Source organism: Actinomadura sp. NEAU-AAG7 (assembly GCF_018603865.1).
GTDB lineage: Bacteria > Actinomycetota > Actinomycetes > Streptosporangiales > Streptosporangiaceae > Spirillospora > Spirillospora litoris.
Window position 1 is genome coordinate 63,764 of sequence record NZ_JAHFZY010000009.1, and the last position, 14,673, is coordinate 78,436.

At 72.2% G+C, this 14,673-nt stretch carries 14 protein-coding genes; 9 read left to right on the forward strand and 5 right to left on the reverse strand.

Going from position 1 to position 14,673, the window contains the following annotated elements; all coding sequences use genetic code 11:
* Positions 1-23: 23 nt before the first annotated feature.
* The 4 genes from KLI87_RS34075 to KLI87_RS34090 are packed head-to-tail and all read left to right on the forward strand — an operon-like array spanning position 24 to position 3,771.
* Positions 24-827: a dolichyl-phosphate beta-glucosyltransferase gene (locus KLI87_RS34075; RefSeq protein ID WP_214620322.1), complete on the forward strand. Its 804-nt coding sequence runs from the start codon at positions 24-26 to the stop codon at positions 825-827.
* Positions 824-2,608: a glycosyl transferase gene (locus tag KLI87_RS34080; RefSeq protein ID WP_214620323.1), complete on the forward strand. Its 1,785-nt coding sequence runs from the start codon at positions 824-826 to the stop codon at positions 2,606-2,608. Before KLI87_RS34075 ends, KLI87_RS34080 begins: the two co-directional genes overlap by 4 nt.
* Entirely contained in the window at positions 2,592-3,131 is a 540-nt protein-coding gene (locus KLI87_RS34085) for a SigE family RNA polymerase sigma factor (RefSeq protein ID WP_214620324.1), read from the forward strand. Before KLI87_RS34080 ends, KLI87_RS34085 begins: the two co-directional genes overlap by 17 nt.
* Before the next feature lie 4 nt (positions 3,132-3,135).
* Positions 3,136-3,771 carry a hypothetical protein gene (locus KLI87_RS34090; protein WP_214620325.1) on the forward strand — a complete coding sequence of 212 codons (636 nt, stop codon included), beginning with the start codon at positions 3,136-3,138 and terminating at the stop codon, positions 3,769-3,771.
* On the opposite strand, the gene KLI87_RS34095 is transcribed toward KLI87_RS34090, so the two are convergent.
* Both KLI87_RS34095 and KLI87_RS34100 read right to left on the reverse strand, forming a co-directional pair.
* The gene (locus KLI87_RS34095; RefSeq protein WP_214620326.1) at positions 3,743-4,363 is read right to left on the reverse strand and encodes a TetR family transcriptional regulator; all 621 of its coding nucleotides are present in this window, start codon (positions 4,361-4,363) and stop codon (positions 3,743-3,745) included. The two genes, KLI87_RS34090 and KLI87_RS34095, sit on opposite strands and share 29 nt — an antisense overlap.
* A gap of 138 nt (positions 4,364-4,501) precedes the next feature.
* Positions 4,502-5,470 carry an NADP-dependent oxidoreductase gene (locus KLI87_RS34100; protein WP_250904557.1) on the reverse strand — a complete coding sequence of 323 codons (969 nt, stop codon included), beginning with the start codon at positions 5,468-5,470 and terminating at the stop codon, positions 4,502-4,504.
* Between the two features lie 129 nt (positions 5,471-5,599).
* On the opposite strand from KLI87_RS34100, the gene KLI87_RS34105 reads away from it, so the two are divergent.
* Positions 5,600-6,616: a GlxA family transcriptional regulator gene (locus KLI87_RS34105; protein WP_214620327.1), complete on the forward strand. Its 1,017-nt coding sequence runs from the start codon at positions 5,600-5,602 to the stop codon at positions 6,614-6,616.
* Between the two features lie 524 nt (positions 6,617-7,140).
* On the opposite strand, the gene KLI87_RS34110 is transcribed toward KLI87_RS34105, so the two are convergent.
* Complete coding sequence (locus tag KLI87_RS34110; protein ID WP_214620328.1) at positions 7,141-8,073, reverse strand: helix-turn-helix domain-containing protein; 933 nt, start codon at positions 8,071-8,073, stop codon at positions 7,141-7,143.
* Between the two features lie 206 nt (positions 8,074-8,279).
* Between KLI87_RS34110 and KLI87_RS34115 the strand changes: the two genes are divergently transcribed.
* The gene (locus tag KLI87_RS34115) at positions 8,280-8,678 is read left to right on the forward strand and encodes a hypothetical protein (protein ID WP_156220755.1); all 399 of its coding nucleotides are present in this window, start codon (positions 8,280-8,282) and stop codon (positions 8,676-8,678) included.
* A 355-nt stretch (positions 8,679-9,033) separates the two neighbouring features.
* On the opposite strand, the gene KLI87_RS34120 is transcribed toward KLI87_RS34115, so the two are convergent.
* Positions 9,034-9,645: a hypothetical protein gene (locus tag KLI87_RS34120; RefSeq protein ID WP_214620329.1), complete on the reverse strand. Its 612-nt coding sequence runs from the start codon at positions 9,643-9,645 to the stop codon at positions 9,034-9,036.
* Positions 9,646-10,121: 476 nt separating this feature from the next.
* On the opposite strand from KLI87_RS34120, the gene KLI87_RS34125 reads away from it, so the two are divergent.
* Together KLI87_RS34125 and KLI87_RS34130 are read left to right on the forward strand one after the other, a co-directional pair.
* Positions 10,122-10,694, forward strand: a complete 573-nt coding sequence (locus KLI87_RS34125; RefSeq protein WP_156220756.1) for an RNA polymerase sigma factor — start codon at positions 10,122-10,124, stop codon at positions 10,692-10,694.
* Between the two features lie 2 nt (positions 10,695-10,696).
* Complete coding sequence (locus tag KLI87_RS34130) at positions 10,697-11,305, forward strand: hypothetical protein (RefSeq protein ID WP_214620330.1); 609 nt, start codon at positions 10,697-10,699, stop codon at positions 11,303-11,305.
* A gap of 302 nt (positions 11,306-11,607) precedes the next feature.
* Here KLI87_RS34130 and KLI87_RS34135 read toward each other — a convergent pair whose 3' ends face one another.
* Complete coding sequence (locus tag KLI87_RS34135; RefSeq protein WP_214620331.1) at positions 11,608-12,588, reverse strand: hypothetical protein; 981 nt, start codon at positions 12,586-12,588, stop codon at positions 11,608-11,610.
* Between the two features lie 666 nt (positions 12,589-13,254).
* On the opposite strand from KLI87_RS34135, the gene KLI87_RS34140 reads away from it, so the two are divergent.
* Complete coding sequence (locus tag KLI87_RS34140) at positions 13,255-14,541, forward strand: WD40 repeat domain-containing protein (RefSeq protein WP_214620332.1); 1,287 nt, start codon at positions 13,255-13,257, stop codon at positions 14,539-14,541.
* Positions 14,542-14,673 lie beyond the last annotated feature (132 nt).

Genomic DNA, 14,673 nt, shown 5'->3' on the forward strand with positions numbered 1-14,673 from the left:
CGGCCCGGCGGGGTCTCCCAGGTGTGAACGCCTCACCGCGCCTCCCCTCGCGCGCCGCACCGCGCGACCCCGTCGAGCTGTCGGTCGTGATCCCGGCCCACAACGAGCTGGCGCGCCTGCCGCGCACCCTCGGCGCCGTCCGGGACCACCTCGACCGGGGCCCGGACCGCTGGGAGCTGATCGTCGTCGACGACGGCTCCACCGACGGCACCGCGCGGCAGGTCCGGGCGGCCGCCCGGCGCGACCCGCGGATCCGGCTGCTGCGCACGCCCGCCAACCGGGGCAAGGGCCACGCCGTCCGGACCGGCGTGCTCGCCTCGCGCGGGCGGCTCGTGCTGGTCACCGACGCCGACCTCGCCACCCCCGTCGAGGAGCTGGGGCGGCTGCGCGCCGCGCTCGGCCCCCGCTGCGCGGCGGCGATCGGCTCGCGGGCCCGCGTCCGCCGGCACCCGCTGCGGCTGGCGCCCGCGCGGCTCGGCCGGACGCTGATCCGGGCGCTCGCGGTGCGCGGGGTCGAGGACACCCAGTGCGGCTTCAAGCTCTTCGACGGCGCCGCGGCCCGCACCGCGTTCGCCGTGGCCCGCGTGGACGGCTGGGGCTTCGACGTCGAGATCCTCGGCCTGTTCGCCCGGCTCGGGTGGCCGGTCGCGGAGGTCCCGGTCCGGTGGACGCACCGTCCGGGGTCCAAGATCCGTCCGGTGGACTACGCGAAGGTGCTCGCCGAGGTCGTCCTGATCGGCCTGCGGCTCGGGCCGGTGCGGCTCGTCCCGCCGCCCCGGGAGTCCGCCCCGGTCAGGGAGATCCAGGAGGGGCGGGTGCCGGCGTGACGGCGGACGTGGGCACCCGGCCCGGCGTGGACGGCGCGCGTTCCCGGTGGCGGCTCGGCGGGTGGCGGGCCGACCTCGCGGTCACGGCCGGGTTCCTGCTGGCCGCGGTCGCCGTCCTCGGGCGGCTGTGGATCGACCCCGGCGACCGCTACCTCGTCGACGGCGGGCAGGACCAGACCCAGTGGGAGTGGTTCTTCGCCGTCACGGCACGCGCCGTCACCCACCTCGACGACCCGTTCTTCACCACGCTCCAGAACTACCCGTCCGGCGTGAACCTGATGGGCAACACCGTCATGCTCGGGGTGTCGGTGCCGCTGACGCCGGTGACGCTGGCCTTCGGCCCCTCGGTGACGTGGGCGCTGGTGCTGACGCTCGGCCTCGGCGGGAGCGCCGCCGCGTGGTACCGGCTGTTCCAGCGGCACCTCGGGGCGTCCCGGGCCGCCGCCGCGGTGGGCGGCGGGTTCTGCGGGTTCGCGCCGCCGCTCGTCTCGCACGCCAACGCCCACCCCAACTTCGTGGTGCTGGCCGCGATCCCGTTCATGATCGGACGGCTCGTCCGGCTGGCCCGGGGCGAGGGCGGCGCCGTCCGCGAGGGCGCGCCGCTCGGGCTGCTCGCGGCGTACCAGATCTACCTGGGCGAGGAGGTGCTGCTGCTCGCCGCGGCCGGGCTCGCCCTGTTCGCGGCGGCGTACGCGGCGCTGCGCCCGGCGGCGGCACGGGCGGCGGCCCGGCGGCTCGCGGCCGGGCTCGGCGTCGCCGCCGGGGTGTTCCTGCCGCTCACCACGTACGCGCTGGTCTGGCAGTTCTTCGGCGGGCAGAGCTACGACGGGCTGGTGCACAACCCGTCCGGCAACGACGTCACGGAGCTCACCGCGTTCGCGCGCCAGTCGCTCGCGGGGCACCAGGCGGTGCCGGGGCCGCTGGACGCGAGCCCGACCGAGCAGAACGCGTTCTTCGGCTGGCCGCTCGTGCTGCTGGTCGCGGCGCTGCTGGTCTGGCTGCGGCGCGACGCGCTCGCTCGGGCCCTGGGCGTGGTGATCGGCGGCGCCGCCCTGCTGTCGCTCGGCCGCGAGGTGGTCGTGGACGGATACGAGACCGGGATCCCGGGACCGTGGCGCCTCGTGTCGCGGCTTCCCCTGTTCGAGTCGGTGATCGAGTCGCGGTTCGTCCTGGTGTGCGTCCCGGCGGTCGGGCTGCTGCTGGCGCTCGGCACCGACCGGTTCCTCGCCACCGCCCCGGCGGGGCGGCGGGCCCGCATGCTGTGCGGCGTCGTCCTCGCCCAGGCGCTGGTGCCGATCGCGCCCAAGCCGCTGGCCGCGCACGACCGTCCGCCGGTCCCGGCGTTCTTCACCGACGGGACGTGGCGGCACCACGTCCGCCCGGGCCGGACGCTGGTCCCGGCGCCGCTGCCCGACGTCCCCGACGCGACGCCGCTGCACTGGCAGGTCGAGGCCGGGCTGGGGTTCCCCGTCCCGGAGGGCTACTTCATCGGCCCGTTCGGATCCGACCGCAAGGGCGGGTACGGCGCGCCCCGGCGGCCGACGTCCGACCTGCTGGCGAAGGCGCGCGACGAGGAGGACCCGCCGGTCGTCGGGGACGCCGACCGCGCCGCCGCCCGCGCCGACCTCGCCTACTGGAAGGCCGACGCGGTCGTGCTCGGCCCGGCGGAGCGCCACCGGGTGCTGCGCGAGGTCCTCCAGGAGCTGCTCGGGCCCGGCAGGTACGAGGGGGGCGTGTGGGTGTGGGACGTCCGTCCCCTTCTCGATGGCGCGGGGAGGTGACCCCGTCGACGAAGGCGAGTACGTGGAGTACGTGACCGGGGCGCTGCCGGGGCTGCGGCGGATCGCGCACCTGCTGTGCCACGACGCGCACCGCGCCGACGACATCGTCCAGACCACGCTGACCAGGCTCTACGTGCACTGGCGGCGCGCCCGCGCGGCGAAGGACACCGACCGGTACGTCCGCGCGATGCTCGTGCGGGTGTTCCTCAGCGAGCGGCGCCTGGCCTGGACGCGGGTCCGGCTGACGGGCGCGCCCGCCGACACGCCGGGCCGGGCGTCCGCGCCGGGGCCGGACGTGGAGACCCGGGCCGTGGTCCGCGCCGCGCTGGAGCGGGTGCCGCGCAAGCAGCGCGCCGTGCTCGTCCTGCGGTTCCTGTGCGACCTGCCGGTCGCGGAGGTCGCGGAGATCCTCGGCTGCTCGGAGGGCACCGTGAAGAGCCAGACCGCGCACGGCCTCGCCCGCCTGCGCGCCCTGATGGGCGCCCGGGACGCGGCGTTCCCCACCGGACGGGGAGAGGAGTAACACCATGGACGACCAGGACAAGGAGGCCGTGCGGCTCCTCGGGGCGCTGCGCGGCTTCGAGGCTCCCGCCGGCGGGGCCGTGGACACCGGACGCGCCGTCCGGTCGGGGCGCCGCCGGGTGCGGGCCCGCCGCGCGGCGGCCGCGGCCTCCACCGCCGCCGCGATCGCGGCGATCGCCGTCTCGGCGGCCCTCGCGCAGCGGGCGGCCGGTCCCGGACCGGAGCCCCGGCCCGTGGCGTCGGTGGAGCGGTTCGACGCGCGCCGGCACGCGTTCACGGTCGGGTCGGCGGGCGGGTTCGCCCCGCAGTCCTACCGGCCCGGACGCGACGTCCAGCGGATCACGCTGCGGGTCGAGCACCCCGGCGGCGCGCTCCGCGCGGACGGGATCGTGGAGATGTACCCGGCGGGCGGGCTGCCGCCGGGCAGCGGCGGACGCCCCCCGGCGGGACGGCGCGCGCCCGACGTGCACGGCCACCGCGCCTACTTCCTTCCCTCTCCCGTGCTGCGGCCCGGCGCGGTGGAGCTGGCGTGGGAGTGGAAGCCCGGGGCGTGGGGGTTCGTGTCCCTCAAGGGGCAGGGCGTGGACGAGGAGCGGGCCCAGCGGGTCGCCCTCAGCGTGCTCCCCGCCGCGGGCGGGTAGGCCCGGACGCGGCGGCGGGGAGCCCGCCGAGGATCAGCTCGACCAGGCCGTCCACGACGTCCGCCCTCGGCACCTCGCGGTCGTGGTCGAGCCACCAGTCCCCCGCCGTCCGCACCATGCCGACGATCGCGTGGCCCCACACGTGCGCGCGGGTCGGGTCGACCGACTCGCCCTCGGCCACCAGCATCTCGGCCAGCTCCCGGCCGACGTCCCGGATCATCGCGCTCATCGCGCCGTGCGCGGCCGAGCCCCGCGCCCCGGCCCGGTGGACGAGGAACCGGTAGAGGTTGGGGTCCGCCGAGATCGTCGCCAGGTAGGCGTCCACGGTGGCGCGGGCGCGCGAGCCGATCGGGGCGTCCCGGGAGAACTCGCCCCGCAGGACCTCGATCAGCGCGCGGGTGTGCCGCTCGGCCAGCGCCCGGTACAGCCCGCCCTTGTCGCCGAAGTGGCGGTACAGGATCGGCTTGCTGATCCCGGCCTCGGCGGCGATCGCGGCCATCGACGCGGCCGGCCCCTCCCGCCGGATGACCCGGTCGGCGGCCTCCAGCAGCGCGCGGCGGCGCTCCGGATCACGTCCCGCGCCCACCGCCATGATCTCGAACCTACCCGCCCCCCGCGCCACCGGCGGGCGGGCGAATCGAGAGGAGTACCTCTTCACCGCCGAGTTGGCACGCGACACCCGGGCAGCTCAGAAGCGGCGTCCAGCTCGCCAAGGACGCCATGGGGCGGGTCAGGAGGCGACGGACAGGACGATCTTGCCGGTGGTGCGGCCGGTCTCCCCCAGGATGTGGGCCTGGGCGGCTTGTTCGAGGGGGAAGACCGCGTCGGCGATCACGCGCAGGCGGCCGTCCTCGACCAGGGAAGTGATCTCGCGCAACCCCGCATGGTCGGGTTCGACGAGCATGAACACCGCCCGGATCCCCGCCGCTTCGGCCTCCTCGGCGGGGAAGGCGTGGTCCAGCGGCAGGATCGAGATCAGCGTGCCGCCGGGCCGCAGCGTCCGCAGGGTCCGGGCCCAGTTGGGGCCGCCGAGGGAGTCCAGGGCGACATCCACGTCGCGGACGGTCTCGGCGAAGTCCTCGGTGCGGTAGTCGATCAGCTCGTCGGCGCCCAGCGAGCGCAGCAGCTCGTGCTTGCCCGCGCTGGCGGTGCCGATGACGTAGGCGCCGCGGGCCTTGGCGATCTGCACGGCCAGGTGGCCGACGCCTCCGGCGGCGGCGTGGATCAGGACGCGCCGGCCGGGCTGGAGGTTCGCGGTGTCCACCAGGGCCTGCCAGGCGGTCAGCGCGGCCAGCGGCAGCGCGGCGGCCTGGATATGGTTCAGGCCCTTCGGACGCGGCGCGAAATGCCGGGCCGGGGCGACGACGTACTCGGCGTAGGCACCCGCCGGGTGCGGGAAGCACGGCATCCCGTACACGTCTTCGCCCGTTCGGAAGAGGGTCACCCCCTCGCCCACCGCCTCGACCACCCCGGCGACGTCGAAGCCGAGCGTGAACGGCGGCTCGGCGCCGTCGGCGAACACACCCCGGTCGCGGGTCTTCCAGTCGGCCGGGTTCACGCCCGCCGCGTGCACCCGGACCAGGATCTCGCCCCGGCCCGGGACGGGGCGCCGCGTCTCGATGACCTTGAGGACGTCCGGTGCTCCGGCGGCGTCCTGGGAGATGGCGCGCATGGTCGAAGGGATGATGGCGTGCTTCATGATGACGTGCTCTCTTCAACGAGGGGTTCGTAGAGGTCGTGCCGGCTTCTCCTGGGCACCTCGCAAGACTGCCCCGGCGGAGACCCCCCGAGTAGTGGCCCGATGGCCAAGCAATGAAAGGATCGGGTCATGCACCGCGTTGGCGTTCTGGCCCTGGACGGCGTGGTCCCCTTCGAGCTCGGCATCCCCGCGCGGATCTTCGGCGCCGCCCGCGACGGCAGCGGCGAACGGCTCTACTCCGTGACCACGTGCAGCGTGGACGGCCTGCCCGTCCGCGCCGAAGCCGACTACCAGATCACCGTCTCCCACGACGCCTCCCTGCTGGCCGCCGTCGACACCGTCGTCATCCCGCCCTCCAACGCGCTGGGGCCGATCCGCGAGGAGGGCCGCCTGCCGGACGCATTGCGCGAGGCTCTGGCTGCCATCCGTCCCGGAACCCGGATCGTGGCGATCTGCACCGGCACCTACGTCCTGGCCGCCGCGGGGCTGCTCGACGGCCGTCCCGCCACCACCCACTGGCGCGAAGCCGACCACCTGCAGCGCATGTTCACCACCGCCCGCATCGACCCCGACGTCCTCTTCGTCGACGACGGCGAGATCCTCACCTCGGCCGGGGTCGCCGCCGGTATCGACCTGTGCCTGCACATCGTCCGCCGCGACCACGGCAGCGACACCGCCAACGAGGTCGCCCGCTCCTGCGTCGTACCGCCCTGGCGCGACGGCGGCCAGGCCCAGTACATCCGGCGCCCCGTCCCCGACCCCGCCGCCCCCGGCACCGCCCCCACCCAGGCGTGGATCATGGAACGGCTCTCCGAGCCCCTCACCCTGGCCGACATGGCGGCCCACGCCAACGTCAGCCTGCGCACCTTCACCCGCCGCTTCCGCAACGAGACCGGCACCAGCCCCGGCCAATGGCTCATCCGCCAGCGCGTCGACCTGGCCCGCCACCTGCTGGAGACCACCGACTGGCCCGTCGACCTGGTCGCCGTCCGCGCCGGCTTCGGCACCGGCGTCTCCCTGCGCCAGCACCTCCACACGGCCATCGGGGTCACACCCCAGGCCTACCGCCGCACCTTCCGCCCCCACCCGCCGACGATTCGACGCGGTAGCGGCAGAGCGTCGAAGGACCGGTCACTCTCGACCTGACCCGTAAGCGTTCGCGCGAGTCGGCTCCCCGCAGAGCTTCCGACCAGGGCGAAGTAGGCCGTTGGTGACCATCCCCTGGGGATTGGGCTCGACCGCAGACCGCTTGATCGCGCGCGACGTGCCTCCACGGAGCCGACGGGGAAGCGCGGAGAGTATCTGGACATCTGCCCCGGGGAGATCGTGCTGGGGGCACCGGTGCAGTCCCGGCTGGGAAACAGGCGACGAAGGCCGAGCGATTGAAGGCGGACGCGACGCGCAACGGCCTGTTGAGCGGGCCGCGGCCGCCAGCAACGCCATCGCCGATGCCCTGGCGGAGTGGCGATCACGAGGTGTTCCTTCCTGCCCGAGGAAAAGACTTAGTCGTCAAGAGTAGGCTAATCAACACTCTCAGTAACGAGGGAGCCGCTCCGCTTCGGGACCGTCCCGCCGGGGTGGGGTGGGAGGACGATCTCGGCCGCGTACGCTGCCGCGAAGTCCCGGCGTGGCGGACCATCGCTCCGGGTCACGCCGATCTGAGGGGCCGGTCAGTCGCGGAGCGTGCCGCTGGGCGGGTGCCCGTAGGCGGCCTTGTAGGCGGCGGCGAAACGTCCGGCGTGCAGGAAGCCCCAGCGGGTCGCGACACCGGTGACGGTCGTGGTGGCCGGATCGGCGGCCCGTAGGTCGGCGTGGGCGGCGGCGAGCCGTACCCGCCTCAGGTGTCCCATCGGCGTGGTGCCCAGGTGCGCGCGGAAGGCGTACTGCAGGGACCGGACGCTGACGCGCGCCGCGGCGGCGACGTCGGCGGTGCTGATGGGGTTCGCGGTGTTGTCCTCCATGAAGGAGATCGCGCGGCGGACGGACACGGGGCGATCGTCGCGCGATCCCCCGGTGTCGGAGGTGAGGGCGCTGTTAGGGAACGTGGAGAGCACGGTGGCCGCCAGCAGTTGGGAGGCGGCGGAGAGCATCAGCGGCAGTTCGGTCGCCTGAGGGTCTGCCAGCAGGTCCCCCCGCACGTGCTCGATGGTGCGTGCCAGCCTCCGGCCCGCATCGGCGGAGACGGGCCGGTGATCGAGGAGCCTCACCGGCTCCTCGGCGCCGGTGACGTCCGCGAGCAGCCCGGGGTCGAGCATCGTGATGACGTAGCGCGACCGCTGGACCTCGCCCTCGTACGGCCGGTCGGGGGGCGCCAACACGACCGTGTCCCCCGGCCCGTAGACGTCCTCGGCATCACCGGCGACGCGGTTGCGGATCGTGCCCGACTGCACCGTGCACAGGCAGAGCCTGCCCAGGGGGGTGACGTCGTAGCTCATGTTGTGGTTGAGATCGAGCCGGTCCACGCTGACCGTTCCCGCGGCGTCGCGGAGGATCTGCGTCCGGGAGGACCGGGTGTCGCCCCCGATGCGCATCTTGGCGTAGGCCTGGTTGAGGAACGCCTCGGTCCGTCCGAGATCGTCGCTGTCGAAGGCGAAGGTTGGCATGAATCTCCTGCTCAGCCCGACCGGTCCGTCCCATTATGCGCGACCGGTCTGCGTTTTGTGGCCATGACCATGCGCTCGCTGCGCTGCGCGGCCGTGCGGCCCGGTGGTGAGGTCGACGCATGGACAGTGGCGCAGCATGGCCGGACACGGCAGAGCAGACCGAGCGGTCAGACGCTCCGGCATCGTCGGTCCCCGCACCGTCGCTGGTGCGTGCGGCGCGCACGCATCTCACCGGCCGCTTCGCCCGCGCGGCGGCGGGGCTGCTGTGGGAGGAGCACCAGGTCCCGCTGCCCGACATCGAGGCGGCGGAGGAGACGGTCGCGGCAGCGGAGGGCGGCCAGGCCACCGGCCCGGACCTCGCGGCGGCGCTGGTCGTCGCGCAGGCGGCGCGGCTGGACGCCGACCGGCTGGAGTACCGGGTCTGGCAGGCCGCCGAGCGGGCGGGGCTGAGCCTGGAGCAGATCGCCACAGTCCTGGAACTGCCCTCGGCGGAGGCGGCGCGGCAGCACCGGGCCTGGCTGCGCGCCCGCGCGTCCCTGCCCACCGTCCCCGACGGGCCGACCATGCGCCGCCGCGCCCCCCTCGGCCGAAAAGCCCGAGTCTGACCGTCGACGCCCGCCCTTCCCGACGGAAGGACGAACGCAACACCTCCCCCCGCCTTCAACGGCCGTCTCACCGTCCGGCGGGAGTCGTTGAGGAGCCAGTTGTTCACGCTCGTCCCCCACTATCCAAAGGGCACGCGAGCAGTCCGTGCCCAGAACCGTCCCGGTTCTGGGGACGGTCGCACCCGCTTTTCATTCGTGTTCAGACGAACAGCAATACGGGAGCGTAAGCCCGGAGCCGCGAACGGTGGCCGCCCCAACACGGACTCGACAGCCTGACCTGCGGTTCCACCCATTCGGGCGGGCCATGGGAGGCGGATGGTATTGCTCGGGGACGGTTACTCAAGCGTGGGCGTGGTCAGAGATAGTCGCGCCAGAACGGCACGGTGGCTTGAGGCGCCCAGTCGCGGGGGTGCGCGGGTCGGGGCTCTTCGAACTCCTGGTCGATGTAGTCGAGCAGATCAGCGCCGTAGTAGATAATGTCGCCACCCCACATCGACAGGACCGGGTGGCCGAAGCCGCCGCGGCCTGCGGGCAGGAACCTGTGCCCATAGACAGGGACCATCCTTGGCACCCCGTCCAGCCACGACCGCGCCAGGTCCACGGCCGCTTCGCCGGAGACCGGCCGCTCTCCCCAGGCCGCTTCCCAGAGCCCGTGCTCGACGTCCTGGAGCAGGAGTTCGATCGGCAGATCAAGGCGCCGGCGAAGTTCATCGGGGTCGCCGTTGCGCCAGTCTGGCAGAGGTCTTTCCCACGCGTACCTTACGCCTGGCGTCTCTTTCCTTGGCTGATGGACCGGCAGCCCCGCGGCGAGGAAGGCACGGTGATCGTCGGCGAACTCGAACCCATATTCATGCTCGATGCGAGCGAACTCCGCTTCGGTCAGACCCGCCTCGATCACGCAGCAGCCGAGTTGGATCAGACGGTCCGCGGCTTGCCTTCCGAGCCGAGCCCCTCCGTCGCTGATCACTTTCGAACCGTATCGCGGTGTCGGCTGCGCCGTGGGGCCGGTCCTCGGAGTTGGCGACACAAGCCGGCCCCCTGCGTCGCCGCTGCGCTCCTGACCGGTCTCCAGGTGGCCCAAGTTCCGCCCGCGGACTTCGCCATCCCGACGCCGAGATCGGCAATAGTGCTGGCACAGCGCGTCCATAAATACATGGTTCTTCCAGGGCGCTCCCACAAGGCTCGATGGATACGTTGCCCTTGTCGAAGTGAGCGAGCGAATGACCGCTGCCTCCCGGCCTTCGGCGCACCACCTCACGCCCAGGACACATGATGGGTCTGCGTTCCACCGCACGCCCGAAGTCGCGCGCATGCGACACCGACCAGGGGCCCGCTGCCACGCCGGTGACCGGTCACCGACCCAGCGGACCGGCCGGCGAGCTGCCTCGGTAACGCCTTTCCGACGCCGCGCCAAGTAGGGGTGTAGCCGCGAGAGGAGAAAGCATGGCCAAGTCCGGGAGCGCCCTCAGGCGCATCGGTTCGGATACCGCCGCCTTCGAAGAGTTCTATCGGCAGCATGTCGAGCAGGTCAGCCGGTTCATCGCGCGCCGTGTCGGTGATCCGCACACCGCGGCCGACCTGACCGCGGAGGTGTTCCTGGCGGTCATCGACTCCGCGCACACCTACCGGCCCTCGGCGGGCAGCGAGTCGGGCTGGCTGTACGGGATCGCGCGCAACGTGGTGGCCACGGAGCACCGTAGGGCGGCAAGAGAGTACCGGGCCGTGGGACGGATCGCCGGGCGGCGGCTGCTGGACGCCGGCGACATCGCCCGCCTGGAGGAGCGGATCGACGCCGAGAGCGCCGGACGGCGTGTCTACGAGGCGCTCTCCGACGTTCCGGAAGGCATCCGCGCCTTGCTCGAACTGATCGCGGTGGACGGACTGACGGTCACCGAGGCGGCCGCCGCCCTGGGGATCCGGCCCGTCACCGCCCGCGTCCGGCTTCATCGGGCCCGCAAGGCGGTGCGTGCCGCACTGCCCGCCCAGTCCGCCGCCCTCGCCTTCTCGAAGGAGTGATCATGCAGAGGTTCGAAGAACGGCTCCTGACGGAGCTCAAGGCCGTCGTCGCCGCGCGGACCGCACCGGCGCCGGCGGACACCCACCCCCGGTCCGTCCGGTGGCGGCGTTTGGGACTGGTGGCCGCCGCCGCAGCGACCGCAGCGGGACTGGCGATCGGCATCCCGGTGCTGACCGGTGACCGGGCGCCTCAGGCCAACGCGGTCGTCCGGGACTCCGACGGCTCGATCCGGATCTACATCCACGACTACCGCCATCCGGAGATCATCGCCTCCAGGCTGCGCGGGCTGGGCGTGCCCGCGGTCGTCGACTTCGTGCCCAACGACAAGCGCTGCCGGACGCCCCGCGGGTCCATCACCCCCAGCGACGGCTCGATCCTCACGGGGGAGCCTGAGGACGAGGACGGCGAGGGGCGCTTCAACCGCCTCCATCCCGACCGTGTCGGGCCCGGAAAGACGCTGGTGCTTGAGGTCAGTTTCACCAGCTTCGGCAAGGGCGCATCCGTCGGATCGATGTTCGTCGGCACCGCCACAGGCCACGTCGCCCCCTGCGTCCTGGTCCCGGCGCCGCCCAAGGTGACTCAACTGCCGGACGGCAGCGTGGGCGGCTGACCCATCGCACGGTGGCGGGTCAGGCCCACACGCACCCCAGAAGCGAACATCTTGGGCCGACCCGCCATCGCGCGCGCCGCTACTCCCCGCAGGCCCAGCGACCCAACCCGCCGAAGCCGCGAGTGCCGGTCTGTGCCGCCGCGCCGGCCAGCGAACACACGCTTCTCCAGTCCATTTCCGGCTGAACAACGCCGGTAAACACGCTCACGGAGTAACCGACCAGAATCACGCCCGACCTCGCCCTTTTCTGCATGGAAACATCATGTCATTCGGGTGCAGCTCTTCTTCAGTGAATGAATTGATCAGACGGCGTCCATGGCGCTAGTCGATCTCCGCATCACGTGGGAGAGCCTCGCGATTCCCAGCAGCACGGCGAGCGCCAGGACCAGTGCCGTCGCCTGCCACGCCGCTATGTTCAAGCCCCTCGATACCGGATTGGTCCAGTCGTTCACGGAAAGAGCTCCCTCAATCGAGTAGGACTGGCCTTGCGGAGCCAGAAGCGCCCGCGCCTGCTCCCACACATCCCAACCAGCGGGCACCAGCAGGACGACACTCGCGGCACCTGGCGCCCATCTGCCCCACCAGCCTTCCGAATGCGCCGCCAGAATATCGAGAAGCACGGCCACCGTTGCGGCTCCGGCCACCGCCAACGCCCTGTCGCGCACCGCCGGGCCACTGATGAACAACAGGGTCTTGCGGTCGCCCAGTTCAGCGATCCAGAACGACAGCTCATACATTCCCAGCGCGCCGATCGCCAATATCGCGAGAATCATCGAGGGCAGCCAATGGCGAACATTTCCTGCCTCACGTCCGGCATACCTTGCATCAAGGACGGCGACCGCCGCAGCGAGCACGCCCAGCGGGATCGACGACATCGCCAACAGATCAGTGGCGAACATCATCGCCGGGTAAGGCGTCCCGGTCAGCTCGCCGAGCGGCATCACGAACACCTGCATGGGCCAGTCGTACAGCGGTGCCTGCCACAACAGCATCCACGCCTGGGTGGCGGCGGGAAGCACAGCCGCGATCGCGACACCGGCCCGGCGGCCTCTGGCCAGACCGAGCGCTACAACCGCGCAGCCGGTGAAGAGCAGTGGGGCGGCGACCTGGTCCAGTTCACAGGACCACGCCCAGTCAGTGATCCATGTGTGGGCGGCATAACCGCCCGCAAGGAGAAGCGCCAACGTCGCTGACAGGGACTGGAGTCCCGTCAGTAAGAGCACGATCCGCGACAGATTCTCCGGGTGGCTCGCCGGACCCTGGCGGCTGATGAGGAGGGACATGGCGGCTGATCGTAGGACACGCCCCCGACAGTTGCATGCACAGTGCACCGCTGCGCTCGGCTCGCACATCTGATTGAAAATAAAACCGACCTCGTAGCCCAGGCAAGTTGCCCAGGAAGCCAGCCCCCGCCGCCTCGTCGATCACCCCGAGCCCCAGCAATCGAGAAATACCGTCCATCAGCTCTCACTGACCGGAACCGGACAGCCGGCAGGGCACCGAAGCACCACAACCTGATCAGCGGCGGGTATCGCCCGCGGCAATGGTTTTACCCATCTGAGGCGAGGAGGCCATGCGAATATCCGCCAACGTAGAAACCTCCTGTTTCCCAGGCCGAACCAGCACCCGAGTTGAGGCCGCTATCAGCCTCGCCCGGTGTGCGGCGCCCCGGGGGCGGTACGGCGATCAAACCGCCCACCAGGTAGCTCCCACCGCTGACAGAAACGGTCGAAGCGGCGGGCATGAATGTGTCGTCTGAGAGGAAGACGGCTGCAGCGCGTTCCCCTTCCCCTCCCAAGCTCCCTATCCCATGGCTGGCCCCCTGGTGCCGGCTCTTCTGCAAGGTCACAGAGTCGAGTCACCGCTTGCGGGAGACCGGTCCCGGCGCCGCGCCTCTACCGTGCGTCGGGCACAGCGAGAACGAGCCCGATCCGCACGGGAGAGCCGACATGGACGAGCTGCCACACGACGCAGAGGCCGGGAACGATGGTCCGGGCGACGAAGGCGACCGCCCGTGGCAAGAGCCGGCCGCACCGCCGGGGCAGCCCGCGGCGGAGGCATGGTTGGTCACGCGGCGCCGCCTGCTCATTGGGGCGGGCGCCCTGCTCGCGGCCAGAGCCGTTCCCGCCGGGCCCGTGGTCTCCGGCGGTCGCGGGAACGGCGACGCGAAGCAGGCCAGGACGAGCACCCGCCGCGGCTCTACCGCCATCACCACCGCGCCCCTTCGTGCGCCCCCACCCGCCGCCATCCCGGCACGTCCCACCCTGCGGAAGCTCGGCACCCTGAAGGGGCACCGCGGCGAGATCGACACCCTCCGCTTCAGCCCGGACGGCACGAACCTGGCCTCCCTCGATTCCCGGGACGGCGTCCTGCGAGTGTGGGACGTGGCCGGCCGCAAGGAGCGGGCCACACCCGTCCAGAGCCCGGATGTCGTCGTCAAGACCGTGGCCTTCAGTCCCGAGGGCCGCACGCTGGCGGCCGGTGGAGAGGAACGGGCCCAGTTCTGGGATGTCGCCACACTGCGCCCGCAGGGCGTGCAGATCGTCAAGCCTGCGGACGACAGGCTCCAGAACCTGTCAACGATCGTCTTCAGCCCGGACGGCAAGACCTTCGCCACCGGTGGGTTCGGCGACGACGAGATCCGCTTCTACGATCGGGTCACCCGCAGGCCGATCGGGCCGCCTTTGCAGTTAGAGGGCGCCGAGGCCCGCATCATGGTCTTCAGCCCGGACGGCCGCACGCTCGCCAGCGTCGATGAGTCCGGTTTCGAGGGCGTGAAGATCTGGGACGTGGCCGCCCGCAAGCAGCGGGCCGGCCCGTCGCTCGACGTCTCCGGCGGTGCCCAGCACCTCGTGTTCAGCCCGGACGGTGCCACACTCGCCATCGACAGCGACTCCTACGAGGTCCGCTTCCTCGCGGCCGCCACCGGCAAGGAACAGGGCCGACCGCTCGGCGGCCACATCGGTTCCGTCACCGGCCTGGCCTTCAGTACCGACGGTCGCACCGTCGTGACCTCGGACTACTCAGGCCTGCATTTCTGGGACGCGGCCACCCACAAGAAGCTGGCCACCGCCACCACCCCGGGGACCCCGCCCTCCGTGGACCGCTTCGGCAGCGTCACCGTCACCGAACCTGGAACCAGGACCATCCACAGGTTCGCCCTGAGCCCCGACGGGCGCACCGTGGCCACCATCGGCTTCCAGGCCAAGAGCATCGCTCTCTGGCACCTGGAATGAGTACGCCCACAGCCAGCACCGCCGACGAAGGACCGTCGGGGGACACTGCTTGGACGCTGGCGGGCGTCCACAGCGATCTGGAAAAGGGAAGCCCGGCGGCAGATGACCGGGAAACTCGCGATCGTCGGTCCC